This is a genomic window from Streptomyces sp. NBC_00075 (assembly GCF_045041225.1).
Lineage (GTDB): Bacteria > Actinomycetota > Actinomycetes > Streptomycetales > Streptomycetaceae > Streptomyces > Streptomyces adonidis.
Genome location: NZ_CP108243.1, coordinates 7,270,766 through 7,293,453, shown reverse-complemented (window position 1 = coordinate 7,293,453; position 22,688 = coordinate 7,270,766). Strand labels below are relative to the sequence as shown.

The following is a 22,688-nucleotide window of genomic DNA, read 5'->3' as shown; positions in this document are numbered from 1 at the left end:
CGTGCGCGAGCCCTGCCCGACCGACCGACACCGGTCGTCGGGCAGGGCTCGCGGCATGAACGGGTGCGCGTCTACGGCAGCCCCCAGGCCTCCCCCCGCTCCCCCGACTCCACCGGCCCGATCACCAGGTCGGGCCGCTCCCCCGCGTACAGCAGCACCTCCCGCCCCTTGGCCAGCTCGATCGTGAGGGTGCCGTCCTCCGACACCTTCGTACGGGCCCGGGTGCCGTCGTCCAGCACCGCCCGCACCGGCCCGCCGGTCAGATCGTGCCGCAGCCGCAGCGGCTCACCGGCAAGGCTTCGTATCCGTACGAAACGCGTGATGCCCGCCGTACGGACCGCGCTGATCAGGAAGGCGCCCTGGGTGCGGAAGTCGTGGAGGGTGACGTCCGGCCAGGTGGGCGGGACGGCGGGGAAGACCCGTATGACGTCGCCCCAGCTCTGGCAGAGCATGTCGTGCAGGGACTGGGAGGCCGAGAGCGGGGTCTCGATGACCGGGCCGGCCTCCGTGTAGTGGGTGTTGGCCCGGCACGGGTAGCGCGTGCTGGTGTCGAAGAACTTCTTCAGGTAGGTCAGGGCCGTGTCGCCGCGGCCCATCATCGCGTACAGCGACGCGGCGCCCGTGTAGCTGTAGCCGCGATGGGAGCCGGTCAGCGCGTGCCAGTGGACCACCGACTTCTCGATCAGCTCGCGGTGTTCCGGCTGGTCCCAGTTGACCAGGTACAGCGGGTAGACCATCAGCAGGTGCGAGTAGTGGCGATGGGACTGCGCGTACGGGGTGTCCGCGCCGATCATGTAGCCGTTGTCGTCCACCGGGTACGGCGTCAGCCTGGCCAGGGTCTCCTGCCAGCGGGGTGCGAGCGGGTCGTCGACGCCCAGGCGTTCCGCCGCCTCCAGGAGTGCGGTGCAGCCCCAACGGATCAGCGACAGATCGTAGTTGGTGTCCTTCGGGGGGATCACCGGGTACTCCGGGGAAAGGGTGGAGGGGAGGTGCAGTTTGCCGTCGTCGCCCGGCTGGAGGAAGTGCAGGTAGTAGTTGATCGCCCGGCGGAGGAGGGGGTAGAGGGTGTCCCGCAGCAGCTTCTCGTCCATGCTGTGGCGGTAGCTCAGCCACACGTTGTGCAACGCCCAGGTCAGGTCGCCGACTTCGGCGCCGGTGCCCGGTGTGCCGACGTTCCGGTTGGCGAACATGTCGGAGCTGCGCCCCACTCCGGAGCTGTCCGAGCGGTAGGCGGCAGGCACGTTCGCGGTCAGCTGCTCCTGGTTCTGGCGGACGGTCGTCGCCAGCGCGTCCAACTCCAGGTGATTGGAGCCGTGGATCAGCCAGTACTCCAGCTGGATGTTGAGGTTCCACCACACCGCCGGCCAGGGCGTGGGCTCCAGCCAGGGGCCGCAGGTGGCCATCGGCGGGCCGCCCGCGCGGCTGGCCGACGCGACCTTGTAGAGCTGGATCCAGTGGAAGCTCTGCAACCGCTCGTCGGGGAACGAGACGAAGCTCTTGCGGTAGTACGTGTGCCACCAGCGGGCGTGCGGGGCGCGGAGGGCCGCGTAACTCGGCCTGGCGCGGCGGATCTTCCTGAGCGACTCCTCCCCCGCCCTGGTGTCGGACGGGTGGCTGTGGGCGACCGTGAGGAGGAGGGTGCCGTCCGAATCCGAGCCCGACCGGCGATACGCCGTGGCCGTCTGGCCGCCTCCGGTCAGGGGCTGGAGGACCTGCTCGATGCCGTCGCCCGTCGACCCGGTGGTCCAGGGCGGGTTGGGGACGTATCCCGTCGGCGGGGCCTCGCTGATCCTGCGCGGGCTGATGGCCTCCTCGGGGTGGAAGGTCCAGTGGACCTCCTCGTCCCCGGACGCCGTGACACGGGCGGCGAGGACGCCGTCGTGGATGAGGGCGGTGAGGGTCAGCGTGCCCTTGTCCGTGGTGATCGTGCCGGTCAGTTCGGCGTTCCAGAGGCTCAGGCGCCAGTCCACGGCGGTGATGGTGCCGACCGGGTCCAGGGTCAGATGTCCGACCGGGAGGCGGCAGGTGCCCCAGCCGCTGCCGAACTCCGGGCGGTGGTCCTGGACTTCGCCGTGCTGGACGGTGAAGCGGATCGCGTTCGCGCCCGGCTCCCGGTAGATCATGCTGCCCAGCCGCCCGTCCCCGAGGAACGGACCCTCGTGCCACAGCGTGGGCACCCTGCGCCACAGCAGATCCTGCCGCCGCAGGAAGTCCGCCCAGGCGGCGTCCGAGTCCATCCGGTTGCGCAGCTTCCAACGGCCGCCCGGAGGAGGGGCGGCGACACCCGCGCTCCCGGCCGCCTGGGCAACTCCCGGCAGGGCAGCGGCCGTTGTCCCGGCCAGCGCCGATCCGATGACCGCTCTTCTGGAGGTCATCGCCGGATCACCGCGTCCAGTAGGTGATGTTGCGGAAGCGGGCCTCGGCCCGTCCGCTGCCGTGGTGGTAGACGCCGTTCTTGAAGTGCCGGGTGGCGGGACCCCGGTCGGCCCTCGTGAGGACCAACTCGTCGTCGAAATAGACGTTCACGCTGCCCGCCGACGCGTCGTGCGCGAGCTTGACGTTGAACCACGTGTCGTACGCGTCGGTCTTCAGGACCGTGCTGTCGTACGCCCGTACCGTGCCGCCGCTCCCGCTGTACGCGTTGAGCATGAAGTCCGTGGCCGGGGTGCCCTCGGGGTGGATCACGCGGAGGATCTGCACGAAGGTCGCGCCGTTCGTGCCGGACGGGAGGTACACGTCGGCGTCCCACATGTGGCGGCCCGACGTGTACTCCTGGCGCCAGCGCATCTCGGTGCGCGGGTCGGTCGAACTGCCCTCGGACATGGGCTCGTCGGTGTCGTAGACCCACATGCGGTGGACGCCGCCGCTGTTGCTGTACCGGTCGCTCAGGGCCAGGTTCCACGGCTTCTGCATGCCATAGGTGAAGGCCGTCTTCGTCCAGCCGTCCGTGGGGGACGCGGCGGCGGCCGCGGCCGCAGCCTGGGGCGTCAGCCAGGCAGTACCTCCGGCGAGTAAGCCTCCGGCTGCCAGAATCGTGCGCCTCGATGGAGTCATGGGCATGCCAAATCACCCTTCCGCTAATGGTCCAGTATTGGCGATTCATCGGATCTATCTGTCGGGTGAGCCTAGAACTGGCCCAGATGGGCGTCAACGCTCACGTCAAGCCGAAGATAGATCCGATGTAATCTCCTGCACTCCGCCACCACCTAGACGGGGCGATAACTCTCCGGCGGAGCCAGATAGCTGACCGGCAGTCCGCCCGTGTCGATGACGATCTGGTCGACGGCGATCCCCGGGTCGACCATGAAGACCCGCAGGACGTGCTCACCGGCTTCGGCAACCGTCACGGTCGCGGTCAGTCTCTCCACACCGTCCTCCACATTGCGGGCCCAGGCGTCCCCCCGGTTGCCCGTGGCGACGGACTGCCCCGACAGGACCGTCACCGGCTGGTCGTCGAGAGACACGGCGACCCGCCGGTACCCCCGCTCGTCGAGCGACGGCAGCCGGAAGACGGTCACCGGGAAGGTACCGGTGCTGCTGAAGCGCACCCGGTACCTCAACTCCGGTGCCCGCGCGGCGAATTCGACGGTGACCGGCGCCGCCGTCGACGGCACCGCCTTCACCGCGCCGATACGCCGGCCCAGCCCGCGCACGGTACGCCAGCGGGCCCCGCCGCGCGCCACCCGGCGGTCGGTGTGCACGGCGTCGATCGAGACGTACCCGTGCGCCTCGACGAACCCACGAGCCCGACGGCGCGCCCGTTCGCCGTCGTTGCGCACACTCAGCGGTACGTCGACACGCTGCCCGGCGTCGCCTCCGCTCACCGTGACCGTCGCGTCGTAGGTCCCCTCGGGCACCCGGTCCCAGTCGATCTCCACCCACACCCTGGTCTGGTCGGTGACGGAACCGCCCGACTCGCTCAGCAGGACCCAGGGATGACTGGCCTCGGCGGTCCAACTCACCTCCAGGAAGCCGGTGTTGAAGACGTCCACGAAGCGCCGGTCCCGGGTGCCCGAGAAGAAGGACAGCGGGCGAGCCGTCCCCGTCTCGTTGCCCTCGGACGCCACCCCCAGCCCCGACGTCTCCTGCCGGGCGACCCTGCTGACGGCCGGGCGGCCCGGCGCCTTCGGGATCTGCGAGGGGTACGGGTTGATGATCCCGTCCCATTTCCCGCCCGCGACCTCGGTGTTGTAGCGCTTGGTGAGCGCCGCCTCGGTCGTATGAGCCGCCTCGGCCAGGTCCGCGAAGCGGTTGGTCCCGGCGCCGCGTCCCTGGCGGAGCGCGAGGGCGTTGCGGTCCGCCCAGTAGTACTTCAGGTTCATCAAGTAGGCGCCGTGCACCGGGTATTCGACCAGCTCGAAGTAGGCGTCCCGGTAGGCCTCGGGCAACTTGGCGCCCAAGGTCCGGGCCCGCTCAAGGAGTTGGGTGTAGGCATCCATGCGGCGGCCCGCCTCGTCACCGTGGTGGACCACCGAGACCAGCCCCTTGGCGATGAACTCCGGGCGCAGTTCGGCGGCGAGGCGGTAGTACTCGGTACGGATCGCGGCGATCTCGCGGCCGTGCCGGCGCCCGAACTGCCGGCCCGCCCACTCGACCAGGAATCCCTCCACATCGTCCGCGCCCCATCTGTCCACGTCCCAGGCGACGTCCATGGCGAAGGAAAGGCCGGTCTCGATCGACTTGACGTCCCCCACGTTGAAGATCCACATGCGGTCGGCGCCGTGCTCGTACACCCGGCGCAACTCCTGCCAGACCTTGGCGAGTTGGGTGGTGTCCAGCCACAGGTAGCTCTTCGGGCGGCCCCAGTAGGAGAGGTGGTAGTAGATGCCGTTGCCGCCTTCGCGCCGCCGCTCGGCGTCGTTCGGCAACTGGCGCATGTTGCCGTGGTTGTCGTCCGGCCAGATGAGCGTGACGTCGTCGGGCACCTGGACGCCCGCGTTGTAGAGGTCCAGCACCTCCTTGTACGGGATGAAGATCTGCGGCTCGGCAGCCAGGCCGACCTCCTCGGTCAGGATGCGGCGCTGGTCGGCGATGATGTCGTTCATCACCACGACCTTCTCCGGGATCGTCGTGGCGTACTTCGTCTCCAGCGCCGTGTCGTGCAGACCGCGCATCCCGAGCGTCCAACTGCTCTCGTACGAGGCGTTCTGGCGGGCCCGGGCTCTCCAGTAGTCCGAGATGACACCGGGGTTCACCGTGTAGTCGTACACCGGCAGGGTGCCATCGGCGTTCGGGTGCTCCGCCGCCCACGGGTCCCATTCGTGGACGCCGTTCCGGAGCAGCGCCTCGGGGTGGCTGGAGCCGACGACGATGCCGTACCGCTCGGCGAGTTCGGGGTTCTCGCGGTGCTTGTTGAAGAAGTCGGAGTACGGATGCATGGCCGGCCAGAGGTAGTTGGCCTTGAGGCGGAGGAGCAGTTCGAAGACGCGCTTGTACGTCTCCGGGCCGATGTTCTTGTCCGGCTCCTGGGTGCGGTGGGACCAAGTGGTCAGGTTCTGCTCGTCGTTGACGAAGATGCCCCGGTAGCGGACCGAGGGCTCGTGGCGGACGAAGGGGCCCGTCGGCACGGCCACCTCGTCGCGGTGCTCCACCGGGACGTCGGCCCACCAGTACCAGGGAGAGACGCCGATGCGTTCCGAGGTGTCGTAGATCCCGTAGACCGTGCCACGCCGGTCGCTGCCCGCGATCACCAGGGCGCGGTCCACCCCGGGCAGCGGACGGTCGACGACCTGAGTGACCGACGCCTCCCAACTCCCCTTCACCCGGGAGACGTCGAGGCGGCCCTGGGCGATGAGCCGGTCGATGACCGGGCTCGCGCCGATCGTGCCGATCACGACGAGGTACGGCGCCTGCCGGGGCAGGGCGTGGACCAGCTGGGGGCGGATGCCGGTGACCCGTTCGACGTCCGCCTGGAGGTCTCCGGCCGCGCGTATCACGGTGGGGTCGTCGGCCGCGTCGACGAAGATGTCGGTGGCCAACCCGCCGTGTACCAGCGGGAATTCGGGTCTGCCGATGAGATCAGGGGGCGCGGCGTGGGCGGTTGCGGGAAGCAGCCCCGGGAGCAGCGGGGTCGCTCCGGCGGCGGCCAGGCCCCGCAGGAACGACTTGCGAGTCCATGGCAGGGACGGGGCCTGCGGCGGTTGTGGTTGCTGTGACCGGTTCCGGGGTTCGTGGTGCGGCACGAGACGCTCCCTTTCCGCCCGGCGCCCCGCGTCGGCTCTTCGCGCAGCCGGTCAAGGAGCTGAGCGTATGAGTGTGGGGTGGCCAAGCCGAGCCAGGCCAGGCCAGAAAGCGCTTGCTATACACCTTGCACCCTAGGACAGGCCCCGCCCGGACGTCCAGACGATCGACGTCCGTGAACCGAGGACAACGCCCTGCTGCACGAGCTGCTCCGCACCCCCGGCGAGGGCTGTGTCGTGGTCGTCGACGGCGGGGCCTCGCTGCGCACCGCGCTCCTCGGGGACCTGATGGCCGGGCCGGCGCGGGAGAACGGCTGGGCCGGCGTGGTGATCCACGGCGCCGTCCGCAACAGCGCCGTCCTGGCCGGGATCGGCCTCGGCGTCCAGGCGCTGGGCACCAACCCGCGCAAGAGCGCGAAGGCGGGGCGCGGGCGCGGTCGACGTACCCGTGACGTTCGGCGGGGTCACCTTCAGCCCCGGCGACATCCTGCACGCCGACCAGGACGGGGTCGTACTGCTGCCGAGGTCCTGACCGGCGGGCAATGTACTCCGGCCTGACCGGCGGGCGGTGCATTCAGGCCCGACAGGCGGGCGGTGCATTCCGGCCCGACAGGCGGGGCGCACTTCGGCCTGAGCGTCAGGCGACGCACCCCGGCCCGACCGACAGACAATCCACTCCCGCCCAACCGGCAAGCAACGCACCCCGGCCCGACCGACAGACAATCCACTCCCGCCCAACCGGCAAGCAACGCACCCCGGCCCGACCGACAGGCAATCCACTCCCGCCCAACCGGCAAGCGACGCACCCCGGCCCGACCGTCAGGCGATGTACTCCGTCGCCGCGTCCAGCAGCCAGTCCGTCAGGTAGCCGGCGAAGGACGAGCGGACCAGGACCCAGAAGCCGGCCCTGGGTTCGTCCCGGGCGACCAGGACGACCTGGGTGCGGCCGAGGGTGGTCTGGGCGCAGTGGCCGGGGCCGAAGGCGCGCGGGTGCAGGTCGAGGGCGCAGCCGTGGGCCAGGAGGTCGCGGGCGCGCGGGCCCGTGACGAGGAGGGTGGTGCGCTGGGCGGAGACGTCGGTGACGGACACCGGTTCGTCCCCGGCCGCCTCCCTGATACGGCCCTCCAGGTCCCGTTCGGCGCCGGGCGGGCCCACGAGCAGCCACTCGTCCGGACCCAGCCACAGGGCGACCAACTCCCCCGCGCGCACGGCGGTGTTGGGGGTGACGGGCAGCGGGACGCCCAGCGCCAGGCCGACGGCGTCCGCCGCCGCTCCCTTGGCGTCGAGGCGCACGTTCAGCTGGGCCAGGAAGGGGAGTTCGGCCAGCCGGACCGCGCCACCGGAGGCGCGGGTCGCGGCGGCGAGACGGTCGGCCGCGTGGGACAGGGGGGACACGGGGCTGCGGAGCGGGGCGGTGGTGTCAGCCATCTCGGCGGGCTCCCTCGGGGTCGTAGAGGACGGGGCTCGCGACGGTCACCGGGACCAGCCGGTCGCCCACGGGGGCGTACAGCCGCTCGCCGACGCGTTCCCGGCCGCCCTTGATCAGGGCGAGGGCGAAGGTCCGGCCCAGGGCGGCGCTGCGGTAGCTGGAGGTGACATGGCCGAGCATCGGGACGGGCGGCGCGGGCAGCACGCTGTCGGCGACCAGCTGGGTGCCCTCGGGGAGGAAGGTGCCGGGGTCGTCCGGGAGCAGGCCGACCAGGTGCTTGCGGTCGGGACGGACGGCGTCGGCACGGGCGTACGACCGCTTGCCGATGAAGTCGGGCTTCTTCTTCGACACCACCCAACTCATGCCGAGATCCTGCGGAGTTACGGTGCCGTCCGTGTCCTGGCCGATGATCGGGTAGCCCTTCTCGGCGCGCAGGACGTGCATGGTCTCGGTGCCGTAGGGCGTGATGCCGTACGGGGCGCCGGCCTCGTACAGCGCCTCCCAGAGGGCGCGGGCCTCCCACGGCGACACGTTGATCTCGTAGGCGAGTTCGCCGGAGAAGCTGATCCGGCACACGCGTGCGTCGATGCCCGCGACGGGGGTCTCGCGCCAGGCCATGAAGGGGAAGTCGTCGTTGGCGACGGCCAGTTGGGGTGCGAGGGAGCCGAGGACGTCCCGCGAACGCGGGCCCACGAGAGCCACCGTGGCCCACTGCTCGGTGACCGACGTGCAGTGGACGCGCAGATCGGGCCACTCGGTCTGGGACCACTCCTCCATCCAGTCCAGCACGGCGGCGGCGTTGCCCGTCGTCGTGGTGACCAGGAAGCGGTCCTGGGCGAGGCGGATGACCGTACCGTCGTCGAAGACCATGCCGTCCGGGCGGCACATGACGCCGTAGCGGATCATGCCGACCTTCAGGGTGCTCATCATGTTGGTGTAGAGCAGGTCGAGGAAGACACCCGCGTCCGGGCCCTGGACGTCGATCTTGCCGAGGGTGGAGGCGTCCATGAAGGCCACGCTGTCGCGGGCGGCGGCGCACTCGCGCAGGACGGCGGTCTCCATGTCCTCGCCGGCCTGCGGGTAGTACCAGGGGCGCTTCCACTGGCCCACGTTCTCGAACAGCGCGCCGTGCTCGACATGCCAGGTGTGCAGGGCGGTCGTCCGGATCGGGTCGTGCAGCGCGCCCCGGTCGCGGCCCGCGAGGGCGGCGAAGGAGACGGGCGTGTACGGCGGCCGGAACGTGGTCGTGCCGAGCGCCGAGATGTCGACGCCGAGCAGCGCGGCGACGATCCCGCTGGCCAGCAGCCCGGACGTCTTGCCCTGGTCGTTGGCCGTGCCCGCCGTCGTGTAGCGCTTGGTGTGCTCGACCGAGCGCATACCGGCGCCGGTCGCACGGGCCAGGTCGTCGACGGTGACATCACGCTGGAGGTCGACGAAGGAGCGGGTGTCGGAGGCGTCCGGGATCGCGTACACGTGCATGGGCGGGGTGTGCGGTTCCACGGCCGGGGCGGGGAGGTTCGGTTCCCGGGGCGTGTAGCCCTCCGCCTCGATCGCCCGGGACGCGGCGGCCACGCCCTGCGCGAGGACCGCCGGCAGGTCCAGGACGCCGGTCGCGCTGCCCGCGACCTCGACGGCCTGCCGGCAACTCTCGGGGACGAACGTGCCGAGCGTGTCGTCGTGGCGGAGCTTGCCGCCGGCCTGGCTGAACAGGTGGGCCACCGGGTTCCAGCCGCCGGAGACGAGGAGGAGGTCGGCGGCGAACTCCCGCTGTCCTCCGGTGAGTTCTCCGTCGGACTCTCCGTACGGGGCGACCGTCACGGCCGTCAGGCGCGCGTCGCCCTCCGTGCCGACGACCGCGTATCCGGCCAGCACCTCGATGCCGGCCGACCTCGCGCGGTCCGCCCACTCGCCCGGGTCGGTGCGGGTGTCGACTATCGCCGGTACGTCCGCACCCGCCGCGGCGAGGTCCAGTGCCGCCGCGTACGCGCTGTCGTTCGTGGTGAACACGACCGCCCTGCGGCCGGGCAGGACACCGTGGCGGTTCACGTACGTACGTGCCGAGGCGGCCAGCATCACGCCGGGGCGGTCGTTGTCCGCGAAGGCCAGCGAGCGTTCGTGGGCGCCGGTCGCGAGGACCACGCGGCGGGCGCGGATGCGCCAGACGCGTTCGCGGGAGACGTTCGCGGGGGCGGCGGCGCCCAGGTGGTTGGTGCGGCGTTCGACGGCGAGGAGGTGGTTGTCGTCGTAGTAGCCGAAGACCGTGGTGCGGGGCAGGACGCGTACGTCGGGTGCCGTCTGGAGGTGGGTGACCGTCTCGTCCACCCAGTCGAGGTGCTCGCCCGTGCCCAGGAGGCTGCCGCCCGGCTCCGGGCGGTCGTCCGCGAGGATGACGCGGGCGCCGGTGCGGGCGGCGGTCGCCGCCGCTGCGAGGCCTGCGGGGCCCGCGCCGACGATCAGTACGTCGCAGTGGGCGTGTACGGCGTCGTAGCGGGCCGGGTCGGGGGTGGTGGCGAGGCGGCCCTGGCCGGGGAGGCTGGTCGCGACCAGGCCGTCGTACAGCTCGACCGTGGTGGCGGGGAGCATCGGTTCGGGGAACGGGGCCTCGATCTGGATGACCGCGTTGGGTTCCTCCGGGCCGGCGGAGAAGATGCCTCGGGGGCGGCCGAGTTTGATGCTGGTGCCGGTGTGGATGATGCCGTTGGCGAGGAGGGCGGAGGCGAGGGTGTCGCCTCGGTAGCCCTCGTACCGGGTGCCGTCGAAAGTGAAGGTCAGACGGTCGTCGCGGTGTATTCGACCTCGGGTGGGGAGTCTGAACGGCTGGTTCTCCTCCCCCACCCCACCCCTTCCCGAAATTTCTGGGGGCTCCGCCCCCAGGCCCCCGGTCGGCCCTGAAGGGGCCTCGTCCTCAAACGCCGGACGGGCTGGGTGGTGCGGCCCCGGCTCAAGAGGTGCCGGACCACTGGCTGGAGGGGTGCCCCCCGCCTCAACAGTTGCCGAAGCTACGGGAGTTGCCGAAGTCAGGGGAGTTGCCGAAGTCGGCGGAGTCGCCGGACGTTGCTCCCCCGCCCTGTACACCGCCAGGATCTCGTTCGTCCCCGTGTCCCGTACCGCGTTGAACCACCTGCGGCAGCCCGCCGAGTGGGTCCAGCGCTCGGCGAACGGGCCCTTCGGGTTGGCGCGGAAGAACAGGTACCGGGCCCACTCCTCGTCGGTCAGGGCCGACGGGTCCTCCGGGTAGGGGACGTGGGCCTGGCCGCCGTAGTGGAACTCGGCCTCGTCGCGGGGCCCGCACCACGGGCAGGGGATGAGCAGCATGTCGTTCGGCTCCCTTGAGGGTCCCTAGTGGGCCACCGCGGCCGCGCCGTGCTCGTCGACGAGCGCGCCGGTGGTGAAACGGTCGAGCGAGAAGGGGGCGTTGAGCGGGTGGGGCGTGTCGTGGGCGATCGTGTGGGCGTAGACCCAGCCGACGCCCGGGGTGGCCTTGAAACCGCCCGTTCCCCAGCCGCAGTTGAGGTACAGGTTGTCCACGGGGGTGAGGCCGACGATCGGCGACGCGTCGGGGCTCACGTCCACGATGCCGCCCCACGTGCGCAGCACATGGGCTCGGGCGAACACCGGGAAGAGTTCCAACGCCGCCGACATCTGCTCCTCGATGATGTGGAACGCGCCGCGCTGCGTATAGGAGTTGTACGAGTCGATGCCCGCGCCCATCACCAACTCGCCCTTGTGCGCCTGGCTGACGTACACGTGCACCGCGTTGGACATCACCACCGTCGGATGCACCGGCTCCAGCAGCTCGCTGACCAGGGCCTGCAACGGGTGGCTCTGGAGCGGGAGTTCGATGCCCGCCATCGCCGCCAGGACCGAGGAGTGGCCCGCCGAGCAGAGCGCCACCTTGCCCGCCGCGATCGGACCCAGGGTCGTCTGGACCCCGACCACCCTCCCCCCGACGACATCCAGGCCCGTCACCTCGCAGTTCTGGATGATGTCGACGCCCGCCGCGTCCGCCGAGCGGGCCAGACCCCATGCCACGTGGTCGTGCTTCGCGATCCCGGCGCGGGGTTGGTAGGTGCCGCCCATCACGGGATAGCGCACGTCCGGGGAGATGTTGACGATCGGGCAGACCTCCTTGACCTGCCGCTCGTCGAGCCATTCGGCGTCCACGCCGTTGAGGCGGTTCGCCTCGACCCGGCGCACGCTGTCGCGGACGTCCTGGAGGCTGTGGGCCAGATTCAGCACGCCTCGCTGCGAGAAGAGGATGGGGTAGTCCAGCTCCTCCTCCAGTCCCTCCCACAGTTTCAGCGCGTGCTCGTAGATGCCGGCGCTCTCGTCCCACAGGTAGTTCGAGCGGATGATCGTGGTGTTGCGGGCCATGTTGCCGCCCGCGAGCCAGCCCTTCTCCAGCACGGCGACGTTGGTGATGCCGTGGTTCTTCGCCAGATAGTGGGCCGTGGCGAGACCGTGCCCACCGCCGCCCACGATGACGACGTCATAGCTGCGCTTCGGCTCGGGCGTACGCCACAGCCAGTCAGGATGCTCCGGCAGTTCGGCGCCGGGTGTACGGGGGCTCATCGCGCGTCTCCGTCTTCTGCTGCCATGAGTGGACTGGGGCCTAGCCCCGGAGGCGGGACATCGTCGGGTCGAACAACGGCTCCTCGGCGACAACCGCCTCCACGCGCTCGTCGAAGTAGCCGATGTGCAACACCGTGCCGGGGGCGGCCAGTTCGACGGGCAGCCACGCATACGCGATGCCCTTGCCGATCGTGTAGCCGTACGCGGCGCTCGTCACATAACCGACGGCCCGCTCCCCCTCGTACACCGGCTCCTTACCCATGACCACCTGTCGCGGGTCCTCGATCGTCAGGCAGGTCAGCTTCCGTCGTACATCGGACTTACGGCGTTCCAGGGCCGCCCTGCCGATGAATTCGCCCTTGTCGAGCTTGACCGCGAAGCCGACGCCGGCCTCGTACGGGTCGTGCTCGTACGTCATGTCGGTGCCGAAGGAGCGGTAACCCTTCTCCAGGCGGAGGCTGTTGAAGGCGCCGCGGCCCGCCACGATGCCGCCCAGGGGCTGGGCCGCCTGCCAGAGGGTGTCCCAGAGTTTCTGGCCCTGGTCGGCCGTCGTGTACAGCTCCCAGCCGAGTTCACCGACGTACGACAGACGCATCGCCGTCACCGGGACGCTGCCGATGTAGGCACGCTTGGCGCGGAAATACTTCAGGCCGTCGTTCGAGAAGTCCTCGTCCGTCAGGGGCTGGAGAACCTTGCGGGCCAGCGGGCCCCACAGGCCGACACAGCACGTGCCCGGGGTGATGTCGCGGACCTGGACCGTGCCGTCGGCCGGGAGGTGGCGGGTGAACCAGTCGAGGTCCAGGTTGCCGTTGGCGCCCACCTGGAAGAGGTCGCGGGCGAGGCGGGCGACCGTGACGTCGCTGCGGATGCCGCCGTCGTGGTCCAGGAGGAGCGTGTACGTGACCGAGCCGACGGACTTGGCCACCTTGCTGGTGGTCAGGCCCTCCAGGAAGTCGGCGGCGCCGGGGCCGGTCACCTCCAGGCGCTTCAGGGCCGTCATGTCGTACATCGCGACCGTCTCGCGGGTCGCCTGGGCCTCGGCGCCGACGATCGGGGACCAGAACTGGGCCGCCCAGTCGTTCGGAGTCGGCACGGAACGGCCTGCCACCAGGGACGCGTTGGCCTCGTACCACTGCGGGCGCTCCCAGCCGTTCGCCTCCAGGAAGAAGGCGCCCAGTTCGCGCTGGCGGGTGTGGAAGGGGCTGGTGCGGATCGGGCGGGGGTGCCCGGACGGCTGGAGCGGGTGGAGGATGTCGTACACCTCCACGAAGTTCTGGCAGTCGCGGGCCAGGACGTACTCCGGGGACAGCTGGTGCGGCTCGAAGCGGTTGAGGTCGCACTCGTGCAGGTCGAAGGAGGAGCAGTAACCGTCGACCAGCAACTCGGCGACGGCACGGCCGACGCCCGCGGAGTGGGTGACCCAGACCGCCTCCGCCACCCAGAAGCCCTTGACGTCCGGGGACTCGCCGAGGAGGGGGAAGTTGTCGGTGGTGAAGGAGAACAGGCCGTTGATGCCCTCCTCGACCTTCGCGTCCTTGGTGGAGGGGAGGAGCGACTGGGTTTCCGTCCAGGCGGGCTCGAAGTCGTCCTCGGTGAACTTCAGCACCGAGGGCATTCCCCCGGCCGTGTCCGCCTCGTCGAAGGAGAGGATCTCGTCGGCGGTGATCGGCATCGGGCGGTGGCCGTAGTAGCCGATGCCGATGGCGTCGAAGCGGTCGCGGTAGTAGAGGTCGGCGTCCTGGTGACGCAGGATGGGCCGGACCGCTTCCTCGGTCTGACCTGCGAGCGCGGGGACCGGCCCGGTCCAGGCGAGCTGGTGGGCAAGGGGCGTGAGAGGGAGATTCAGCCCGACCATACGGGCGATCTTCGGCCCCCAGATACCGGCGCAGCACACGACGATGTCGGCAGGGATCTCGCCCTGGTCGGTGACGACACCCGTGACCTGACCATCGACCTGCTGAACGTCGAGTACCTCGTGGTGGGGCAGGAAGGTCACGCCGCGTTCGGTGGCGCGGCGGACCTGGGCCTCGACGGCGAGGACCGCTTTCGCCAGACCGTCCGTGGGGACGAGGAGGCCGCCCAGGACGCGGTCGGGGTTGACGAGCGGGTGCTGCTCGACACACTCGTCGGCGGTCAGCAGACGCGCCTCGATGCCCCAGGCGGTGATCCAGCCGTGGCGGCGGTGGAGTTCGGTGAGGCGTTCGGGGGTGGTGGCGACTTCCAGGCCGCCGACCTGGAGGAAGCAGGGCTTGCCGTCGACGTCGAGGGAGCAGAACTTCTCGACGGTGTAGCGGGCCAGTTCGGTCATCGTCTTGGACGAGTTCGTCTGGAAGACCAGACCCGGGGCGTGGGACGACGACCCCCCGGTGGCGGGGAGCGGTCCCTGGTCGACCACGGTCACTTCGGTCCAGCCTCGTGCGGAGATCTCGTCCGCGAGTGCCGCGCCAACGACGCCCGCTCCGATGATGACCACTCGGGGTCCCGCCATCGCCGCACCTCCGGTTCAGTTGCTGTCTACGCAACATGATTCAGGTTGCGCAACTCAATGTGCCTTCCGTGCAGGTAGGTGTCAAGAGCCCCCGAAAGCCGCGAGAAGGGGCTTGTTCTCGCCCCCGCCGCCCCTACCCGTTCCCATCCCTCGGGGGCTGCCGCCCCCGAACCCCCGCTACGGCCCTGAAGGGGCCTTGTCCTCAAACGCCGGACGGGCTGGAGATGGCCAGCCTGGGTGGGCGGGTAGAGGCGGGCTGAACAGGCCTCGCCTTCGAACACCGGCCGGGGTTGGCATTTCAGCCCGTCCGGCGTTTGAGGACGAGCGCGTTCAGCGCGATCCGGGGGTTCGGGGGCAGCGTCCCCGATGGGGGTCCCCCCTCTGGGGGAGGGACGGGTAGGGGCGGCGGGGGCGAGGAAAAGCCAATGCCCGGCAGGCAGTGCACGGGTACGCGCACCACCCACCGGGCAGTCATGCTCAACCGGACTCCGGCGTCACTTGATCCAGGCGTCCACCTTGGCCTGGTTCGCGTCCACCCACTTCTTCGCCGCCGCCTCCGGCGTCATCTTGTCCTCGGCTATGTACTTCGCCACGGTGTTCTGATCGTCGTTCGTCCAGGTGAAGTTCTTCACCAGGTCGTACGCCGGGCTACCCGACTTCGCGAACTTCGCGCTGACGATCTTGTCCAGCTTGTACACGGGGTAGTCGCACGCCACCTTCTCCAGGTCCGCGTCACAACCCGCCGTGTACTCAGGCAGCTTGACCTTCACCAGCGGCACCTCGGCCATGAACCACTGAGGCTCGTAGAAGTAGCCGATCACCCATTCCTTGTCCTTCTCCGCCTTGCGGAAGGCCTGGATGAGCGCCGTCTCACTCCCCGCGTACACCACCTTGAAGTCCAGCTTCAGGTTCTTCACCAGCGCCTCGTCGTTGGTGACGAACGACGGGTCACCGTCGAGCAGCTGCCCCTTGCCCCCCGACTCCGACGTCTTGAACTTCGCCGCGTACTTGTTGAGGCTGTTCCAGTCGGTGATGTCCGGGTACGCCTTGGCCAGCCACGGCGGCACGTACCAGCCGATCAGCCCTTCGTTGCCGGTCGCACCGGCCTCGACGGCAGTCTTCTGGTCGGTGATGTACTTCTTCTTCAGATCGTCGTGGCCCCAGTTCTCGATGACGGCGTCGACCTCGCCCGTCCCGAACCCCTGCCAGGCGATCTCCTCCTTGAGGTCCTTCTTGGTGACCTTGCAGCCGAGATCGTTCTCCGCGACGTACGCGACGACCGCCGCGTTCGCCTCGTAGCCCACCCACGGGTTGACCGCGAGGTTGAACGTGCCGCACTTGCCGGAGGACCCGGAGGAGGAGTCGGAGCCCGAGGCACTGTCGCCGACCTTCGCGCCACCGCAGGCGGTGAGGGCGAGGCCCAGCGCCACTACGCCGGCCGCGCCGACTCTCCACTTTGTTGCTTGCCTTGCCATGGTGGTAGCTCCCTTACGCCCCGGCACGCCGCGCCGCTGCTTGAGTGATCCGGTCGAACATGACTCCGAGAAGGACGATGGCCAGCCCCGCGGCCAGCCCCTTCCCGTACAGCTGCCCCTGCGAGAAGCCGGCCACGACGTCGTAGCCGAGGGCGCCCGCGCCTACCAGGCCGCCCACAACAACCATCGACAGCACATAGATCAAGCCCTGGTTGGTGGCGAGGGTCAGGGCGCCGCGTGCCATCGGCAGCTGGACCTTGGTGATGATCTGCCAGGTGTTGCACCCGGCGGAGGTGGCCGCCTCCACGGTGGTCGCGGGGACGTTCCGTATACCGTCCGCGATGATCTTCATGGCGACGGGCGCCGCGTAGACGATCGCGGCGACGATCGCCGTGAAGCGGGTCGCGCCGAACAGCGCGAGGAACGGTACGAGGTAGACGAACGGCGGCATGACCTGTGCCGCGTCGAGGGTGGGCCTGATGAGCCGGTCCGCGAGCGGACTGCGCCCCATCCACACCCCCACGATCACGGCCAGCAGCATCGTCATGACCGTGGCCACGAGCGTGGACGCCAGGGTCGTCATGCTGTCCGACCACACACCGGTCGCCACGAGCAGCCCGACGCACACCGCCGTCGTCACCCCCGCCCGCCAGCCGCCGAACACCACGCCGAGCCCGATCAGTACCGCGCCGACGAGCCACCAGGGCGAGTCGGTGAGCAGCGACTGGAACGGGTTCAGCAGACCGTTGGTCAGGGCGTCGCGGAAGGCGTTGGTGAGACCGGACAGGTTGTCCTGCACCCAGGTGCTCGCGGTGTCGGCGGCGCTCGCGACGGAGCTGCCGACATCGCCCTCGCCGGGGAACTCCGCCGCCCATACGTAGGTGTGCGAGAGGTAGACGAGAACCGCGGCGACCGCCGCTCCCGCGACCACCAGTTGCCGTCGCCGGGCGAGGAGCGGGCCCGCCGAACGCCGGGCCGCCTCCTCCCGTACGCTCGCCGCGGTCGTGACCCGGTCCAGGACGATGGCCATGACGACGATGGCGAGGCCCGCGTTGAAGGCCGTACCCACGTCGAGCGACTGGAGGGCCTGCATGACGGTCTTGCCGAGGCCGGGCGCGTCGATCAGGGCGGCGATGGTCACCATGGCGAGGGCGGCCATGATGGTCTGGTTGACGCCCATGACGACGGTCCGCTTGGACATCGGCAGCAGGACCTTCAGCAGGGACTGCCAGCGGGTCGCGCCCAGCGAGTCGGCCGCCTCGACGGTGGTCTCCGGCACGGTCCGGATGGCGTGCGCGGTGATACGGATCGTCGGCGGGGCCGCGTAGATGACGGTGGCGATGGTCGCGGAGGCGCCGCCGATGAGGAAGAACAGGGTCAGCGGGGCGAGGTAGACCATGGTGGGCATCGTCTGCATGAAGTCGAGGAACGGCGTCATGATCCGGTTGACCCGGTCGGACAGCCCCGCCCACACGCCCAGCGGGATCGCGAACAGCAGCGCCACGAACACCGCGCACAGGACCAGCGCCAGGGTGTCCATGCTCTCCTGCCACAGGCCCTGGAGCCCGAAGAAGGTGAACCCGGCGACGGTCAGCAGCGCCACCCGCCAGTTTCCGACCGCCCAGGACACGAACCCGGCGATCCCGACGACCCCGAGCCACCCGATCTGCGGCAGGGGCCGGGCATCGGAGGGCTGGGAGATCAGGTGCTGGACGAAGGTCACCAGGTTGTCGATGACGAGGCGGATCTCGTTGAAGAAGTAGAGGAAGAGCGGGTTGGAGTTGCGGTTGGCGCCGATCGAGTCGTTGACGTCGTTCAGCCACCGGTGCAGCCCCGTGAGGTCGGCCGCCGCGAGCGTCAGGGTGTTCGTGCCGCGCAGTACGGCGAACAGCACCAGCCAGACGACGAGGATCGCGCCGACCACCACGCGCCGGCTGACCTGCCGTACGGCGGCGACGGGCGCGGCCTCGGGCACGGCGTCGGACGGGCCGGGTGGCTCGGGCGTCGGAGGTTTCTCCACGGCGACGGTCATCGCGCGTCGCCGCCCTTCTGGACCGGGAGGTCCCCGCCTCCGGCGACGACGGCGAGGATCTCCTCGTCGCCGACGATGCCGAGCAGCTTGCCGTTCTCGACGACCTTGACCGGCTTCTCGGCGGCGAGCACGGCCCGGGTGGCCTCCCGTACGACGACGTCCGGCCCGAGTTCGGGCCCGTCGAGGGCGTCACCGTCGGCCGGGGGGCGCATGATCCAGCGCAGGGTGAGGACATCGGCACGCGGCACGTCCTTGACGAACTCGCGTACGTAGTCGTCGGCCGGGGCGCCCACCAGCTCGTCGCCGGTCCCGCACTGGACCATCTTGCCGTCGCGCATGATGAGGATGCGGTCGCCCAGCTTGAGGGCTTCGGACAGATCGTGGGTGATGAAGACCATGGTCTTGCCGACCTCGTGGTGCAGCCGGATGACCTCGTTCTGCATGTCCCGCCGGATCAGCGGGTCGAGGGCGGAGAAGGGCTCGTCGAAGAACAGAACATCCGGATCACCGGCCAACGCCCGTGCCAGACCGACTCGTTGCTGCATGCCACCCGAGAGCTGGTCGGGGTAGGAGTTCTCGTACCCGGAGAGCCCGACCAACTCAACGACCTCAAGCGCCCGCTTGACGCGCTCGGCCCGCCCCATCCCCCGTATCTCGAGCCCGAAGCCGACGTTGTCGACGACGCGCCGATGGGGCAGCAGCCCGAAGTGCTGGAAGACCATGGAGAACTTCTGCCGCCGCAGCTCGCGCAGCCGCTTGTCGTCCGCGTCCCGGATGTTCTCGCCCTCGAAGACGATCTCCCCGGCGGTGGGTTCGATCAGCCGGGTGAGACATCGCACGAGGGTCGACTTCCCGGACCCGGACAGACCCATGACGACGAACACCTCGCCGGGCGACACGTCGAAGTGCACGTCCCGTACGGCGGCGGTGCATCCCGTACGGTCCATGAGCTCACGTCGGGTGAGCCCGCACAGCTCCTCAGATTCCGGCACCCGGTCGGCCTTCGGCCCGAACACCTTCCACAGGCCGCGCACGGAGATGACCGGCGTGCCGTCCGAGTCCTGGGGTGTGCCGCGCCGCTGCGGCACCTCGGTCTGTACTGGGGTCATGATCGACCTCTTTTCGGCGTTCAGCCGCGGAACCAGTGCTGCGGCCGGGGTTGGATGTTCTGCCAGATGTGCTTGGGCTCTCGGTACTCGTCCAGGCCGGACGGTCCCAGTTCCCGGCCCACGCCCGAGTGCCCGAAGCCACCCCATTCCGCCTGCGGCACATAGGGGTGGTAGTCGTTGATCCACACGGTGCCGTGCCGCAGCCGCCGGGCGACCCGCTGGGCCTTGCCCGCGTCCTGCGTCCACACGGCCCCCGCGAGCCCGTACTCGGTGTCGTTGGCGATGCGTACGGCATCGTCCTCGTCGCCGCTGAACCGCTCCACGGTGAGCACGGGCCCGAAGGACTCCTCGTGCACGACCCGCATGTCCTGCGTGCACTCGTCGAGGACGGTGGGCGGGTAGAAGTGCCCGCCGGCAAGATCAGGGTCATCCGGCCGCGCACCCCCGCACCGCAGCACGGCTCCCTCGGCGATCCCGGCGGCGACGTAGGCCTCGACCTTCGCGAGATGCTGGGCGGAGATGAGAGCCCCGGTCTCGGCGTCAGGGTCGAAGGGCCCACCAAGCCGAATCTGCGCGGCCCGCCGCACCACTTCACCCACGAACCGATCGTGGATGGAGTCCTCGACGATGAGGCGGGCCCCGGCGGAGCAGACCTGCCCGGAGTGCAGAAAGACGGCCGTGAGGGCGAAGTCCACGGCCGTCTCGAAGTCGGCGTCGGCGAACACGACGTTGGGGTTCTTCCCGCCGAGTTCCAGGGCCACCTTTTTCACGCCCGCGGCGGCGGTGGCCATGATCCGTTTCCCGGTCTCGAGCCCCCCGGTGAAGGAGACCATGTCGACGGCGGGATCCTCGGAGAGCGGCGCCCCGACCTCGGGCCCGGCCCCCAGGACGAGGTTGGCGACCCCGGCGGGAAGCCCGGCCTCGGCGAGCGCCCGCACGAGCAGGATGGAGGTGGAGGGAGTCAGCTCACTGGGCTTGAGGACGAAGGTGTTCCCGGCGAGGAGGGCCGGAGCAACCTTCCAACTGGCTTGCAGGAGGGGGTAGTTCCAGGGAGTGATGAGCCCACAGACACCCACCGGCTCATAAACAACCCGACTGACGGCATCGTCACGACCGGTATCGATGACCCGCCCTGCGTCCGTGCCCCCGATCCCGCCGTAGTGCCGAAAACACGAAACGACATCGGCGATGTCGTACTCGCTCTCCACCAGCCGCTTGCCGGTGTCGAGCGATTCGGCGCGGGCGAACTCCTTGGCGTCGCGCTCGATGAGGTCGGCGGTACGCAGCAGCAGCGCGCCGCGCTCCCGTTCGGGGGTACGCGGCCAGGGTCCCGTGTCGAAGGCGCGGCGGGCGGCGCCGATCGCGGCCTCGGCGTCGGGACGAGTCCCCTCCGAGACGGTCGCGGCAAGCCTGCCGTCGGCGGGACATCGGATTTCCCGACGGCCGCCGGCCACCGGCTCCCGCCATTCACCGTCCACATACAGGTCTGCCACGCGCCAAGCCTTTCCACAGGAATTCGTTGCGCATCGTGCACCCAATTGCTTGTGGTGGAACACCCTGGCGAATGTGCAGACATACGTCAAGTAGTTGGCGGATGACGATTTCGACATGCGCGACGGTTGCGCGCGCGACCGTACACACACGCGCCCGACCGCCCTTGACGCGACCGGCCACCGAGCCGACCATGTTGCGTATCGCTCACCATGTTGTGCAATACGCACCGACGGAGGCCGGCGTGTCCCCTAAGTTCCCTCGACCGCAGACCGGCAGCGAGTACGTCCTCACCCTCTCGTGCCCCGACAGCTCGGGGCTGGTGCACGCCGTGAGCGGCTTTCTCGTCCGTAACTCGGGAAACATCCTGGAGAGCCAGCAGTTCGATGATCGACTTCAGGGCCGTTTCTTCATGAGGGTCCACTTCGATGTTTCCGATCCAAACGCGGACCTGGAAAATCTGCGTTACCGATTCGGTCCCGTGGCGGAGGCGTACGGCATCTCCTGGACCCTACGGGAAGCGTCGACGCCGACGCGCACGCTCATCATGGTCTCCAAGTTCGGCCACTGCCTGAACGACCTTCTGTTCCGCCGCCGCACGGGCGGCCTGAACATCGAGATCCCGGCGATCGTCTCCAACCACCGCGACTTCGAGGGCCTGGCGGAGAGTTACGGGGTCCCCTTCCACCACATCCCGGTGACACGGGAGACGAAGCCGGAGGCGGAGGCGAGGCTGCTGGACCTGGTCCGCGAGTTGAACATCGACCTGGTGGTACTGGCCCGCTACATGCAGGTCCTCTCCGACGACCTGTGCAAGGAGCTGGAGGGCATGGCGATCAACATCCACCACTCCTTCCTGCCCAGCTTCAAGGGCGCACGTCCGTACGAGCAGGCATACGACCGCGGCGTGAAACTCGTAGGCGCGACGGCGCACTACGTCACGCCCGAGCTGGACGAGGGCCAGATCATCGAGCAGGACGTGGTGCGAGTGGACCACTCGCTGGACCCCGGAGAGCTGGTCACGGTGGGCCGGGACGTGGAGGCCCAGGTGCTGGCGCACGCGGTGAAGTGGCACAGCGAGAGCAGGGTGATGGTGGAGGGGAATCGGACGGTGGTCTTCCGCTGAGCTCGTATACGGGTCGGGTGGTGCGGCACAGGATCGAGGAGCCCTACTCGTGCGGCTCTGTCGCTGATAGGGGGAGTTCCGGAGCAGCCGACCCGATCGGTATTCTGGAGGTATTCTCTGAGCATGACTGACACCACGCTCAAGATCGACGAAGGGGTCCGCGACCGGCTCCGCGCCGTCGCCGCGGAACGCGGCATGACCGCACGCCAGCTCGCCGAGCAGACCCTTGGCTCCCTGCTGACCCGGGAAGAACGAGAGACCCGTATGCGGCAGGCGTGCGAGGAGTTGGAAGCCGCGGGCATCACCGTCACCGAGGAAATGAAGCAGAAGGCCCGCGAGGGCAACATGTTCGCCCGCCTCCAGAACCTGCGAACCGCCTCGTGACCTTGCCCGAGGTCGTACTGGACGACACCACCGTCCGCGCCTTGTTCGAACCCAAGAACCCCGCCAACCAGGCCGTCACCCAGTTCTATGTCGAAGCCTCGTTCGGCCACGGCCGCATGGTGGCACCAGCCCTGTGCCTGGTCATCGCAGACCTCACCGCCGAGGGAGCGGCAGGCCACGCCACGTCCCGGCGGTTCCTCACAGTGGAGGCATTCGACTCCGAGGCCGTCACCGACGGCGTGCGCCTGGTCGAGGACGGGTACACATGGTCTGCGTCCCAGGCCATCCGTGCCGCCCGGCCCACGGCCGAGCGGCCGGACGGACGCGTGGTCCTCACTCTCACACCCGACGCGTACGAGGACGCCGGCGTGATCGCCGTACATCCAGACGGCACAGCCTGACA

At 69.6% G+C, this 22,688-nt stretch carries 15 protein-coding genes and 1 pseudogene; 5 read left to right on the top strand and 11 right to left on the bottom strand.

What is annotated here, in order from left to right; all coding sequences use genetic code 11:
* Positions 1-71 precede the first annotated feature (71 nt).
* The 3 genes from OG787_RS31975 to OG787_RS31965 form a co-directional block, all read right to left on the bottom strand.
* Complete coding sequence (locus OG787_RS31975; protein ID WP_405537421.1) at positions 72-2,375, bottom strand: glycosyl hydrolase family 95 catalytic domain-containing protein; 2,304 nt, start codon at positions 2,373-2,375, stop codon at positions 72-74.
* A gap of 7 nt (positions 2,376-2,382) precedes the next feature.
* Positions 2,383-3,060: a cinnamyl alcohol dehydrogenase gene (locus OG787_RS31970; protein ID WP_405537420.1), complete on the bottom strand. Its 678-nt coding sequence runs from the start codon at positions 3,058-3,060 to the stop codon at positions 2,383-2,385.
* Between the two features lie 146 nt (positions 3,061-3,206).
* Positions 3,207-6,089: a glycosyl hydrolase 115 family protein gene (locus tag OG787_RS31965; RefSeq protein WP_405540652.1), complete on the bottom strand. Its 2,883-nt coding sequence runs from the start codon at positions 6,087-6,089 to the stop codon at positions 3,207-3,209.
* A gap of 327 nt (positions 6,090-6,416) precedes the next feature.
* Here OG787_RS31965 and OG787_RS31960 point away from each other — a divergent pair.
* Positions 6,417-6,551 (top strand): annotated as a pseudogene (locus OG787_RS31960) (S-adenosylmethionine--2-demethylmenaquinone methyltransferase); the annotation flags it as partial.
* Positions 6,552-6,627: 76 nt separating this feature from the next.
* Complete coding sequence (locus tag OG787_RS31955; protein WP_405540651.1) at positions 6,628-6,711, top strand: hypothetical protein; 84 nt, start codon at positions 6,628-6,630, stop codon at positions 6,709-6,711.
* A 287-nt stretch (positions 6,712-6,998) separates the two neighbouring features.
* On the opposite strand, the gene OG787_RS31950 is transcribed toward OG787_RS31955, so the two are convergent.
* From OG787_RS31950 to OG787_RS31915, 8 genes are all read right to left on the bottom strand, one after another.
* A complete protein-coding gene (locus OG787_RS31950) occupies positions 6,999-7,607 on the bottom strand; it encodes a sarcosine oxidase subunit gamma (protein WP_405537418.1) in 609 nt (202 codons plus the stop codon).
* The gene (locus OG787_RS31945; RefSeq protein ID WP_405537417.1) at positions 7,600-10,923 is read right to left on the bottom strand and encodes a sarcosine oxidase subunit alpha family protein; all 3,324 of its coding nucleotides are present in this window, start codon (positions 10,921-10,923) and stop codon (positions 7,600-7,602) included. The genes OG787_RS31950 and OG787_RS31945 overlap by 8 nt, the downstream gene beginning before the upstream one ends.
* A 24-nt stretch (positions 10,924-10,947) precedes the next feature.
* Entirely contained in the window at positions 10,948-12,180 is a 1,233-nt protein-coding gene (locus OG787_RS31940; protein ID WP_369033320.1) for a sarcosine oxidase subunit beta family protein, read from the bottom strand.
* Between the two features lie 40 nt (positions 12,181-12,220).
* A complete protein-coding gene (locus OG787_RS31935; RefSeq protein WP_405537416.1) occupies positions 12,221-14,668 on the bottom strand; it encodes an FAD-dependent oxidoreductase in 2,448 nt (815 codons plus the stop codon).
* Between the two features lie 494 nt (positions 14,669-15,162).
* Entirely contained in the window at positions 15,163-16,143 is a 981-nt protein-coding gene (locus OG787_RS31930; RefSeq protein WP_405537415.1) for an ABC transporter substrate-binding protein, read from the bottom strand.
* Between the two features lie 13 nt (positions 16,144-16,156).
* On the bottom strand, positions 16,157-18,175 hold the full coding sequence (locus OG787_RS31925; RefSeq protein WP_405537414.1) for an ABC transporter permease: 2,019 nt from the start codon (positions 18,173-18,175) through the stop codon (positions 16,157-16,159).
* Complete coding sequence (locus OG787_RS31920; protein WP_369033324.1) at positions 18,172-19,284, bottom strand: glycine betaine/L-proline ABC transporter ATP-binding protein; 1,113 nt, start codon at positions 19,282-19,284, stop codon at positions 18,172-18,174. Before OG787_RS31920 ends, OG787_RS31925 begins: the two co-directional genes overlap by 4 nt.
* A 20-nt stretch (positions 19,285-19,304) precedes the next feature.
* Positions 19,305-20,777 (bottom strand): aldehyde dehydrogenase family protein, encoded by a 1,473-nt coding sequence (locus OG787_RS31915; protein ID WP_405537413.1) that lies wholly within the window; start codon positions 20,775-20,777, stop codon positions 19,305-19,307.
* 242 nt (positions 20,778-21,019) lie between these two features.
* Between OG787_RS31915 and purU the strand changes: the two genes are divergently transcribed.
* The 3 genes from purU (at position 21,020) to OG787_RS31900 (ending at position 22,686) form a co-directional block, all read left to right on the top strand.
* Complete coding sequence (gene purU, locus OG787_RS31910; RefSeq protein ID WP_369033326.1) at positions 21,020-21,901, top strand: formyltetrahydrofolate deformylase; 882 nt, start codon at positions 21,020-21,022, stop codon at positions 21,899-21,901.
* Between the two features lie 123 nt (positions 21,902-22,024).
* Complete coding sequence (locus OG787_RS31905; protein WP_369033327.1) at positions 22,025-22,285, top strand: hypothetical protein; 261 nt, start codon at positions 22,025-22,027, stop codon at positions 22,283-22,285.
* Entirely contained in the window at positions 22,282-22,686 is a 405-nt protein-coding gene (locus OG787_RS31900; RefSeq protein ID WP_405537412.1) for a hypothetical protein, read from the top strand. The genes OG787_RS31905 and OG787_RS31900 overlap by 4 nt, the downstream gene beginning before the upstream one ends.
* The last annotated feature ends 2 nt before the right edge of the window (positions 22,687-22,688 follow it).

Excerpts from the sequence above, each read along its gene's own strand:
- OG787_RS31905 (WP_369033327.1), top strand. The coding sequence starts at position 22,025 with ATGACTGACACCACGCTCAAGATCGACGAAGGGGTCCGCGACCGGCTC.
- OG787_RS31975 (WP_405537421.1), bottom strand. The coding sequence starts at position 2,375 with ATGACCTCCAGAAGAGCGGTCATCGGATCGGCGCTGGCCGGGACAACG.
- OG787_RS31945 (WP_405537417.1), bottom strand. The coding sequence starts at position 10,923 with ATGCTGCTCATCCCCTGCCCGTGGTGCGGGCCCCGCGACGAGGCCGAG.
- OG787_RS31950 (WP_405537418.1), bottom strand. The coding sequence starts at position 7,607 with ATGGCTGACACCACCGCCCCGCTCCGCAGCCCCGTGTCCCCCCTGTCC.
- OG787_RS31935 (WP_405537416.1), bottom strand. The coding sequence starts at position 14,668 with ATGGCGGGACCCCGAGTGGTCATCATCGGAGCGGGCGTCGTTGGCGCG.
- OG787_RS31970 (WP_405537420.1), bottom strand. The coding sequence starts at position 3,060 with ATGCCCATGACTCCATCGAGGCGCACGATTCTGGCAGCCGGAGGCTTA.
- OG787_RS31920 (WP_369033324.1), bottom strand. The coding sequence starts at position 19,284 with ATGACCCCAGTACAGACCGAGGTGCCGCAGCGGCGCGGCACACCCCAG.
- OG787_RS31940 (WP_369033320.1), bottom strand. The coding sequence starts at position 12,180 with ATGAGCCCCCGTACACCCGGCGCCGAACTGCCGGAGCATCCTGACTGG.
- OG787_RS31930 (WP_405537415.1), bottom strand. The coding sequence starts at position 16,143 with ATGGCAAGGCAAGCAACAAAGTGGAGAGTCGGCGCGGCCGGCGTAGTG.
- OG787_RS31925 (WP_405537414.1), bottom strand. The coding sequence starts at position 18,175 with ATGACCGTCGCCGTGGAGAAACCTCCGACGCCCGAGCCACCCGGCCCG.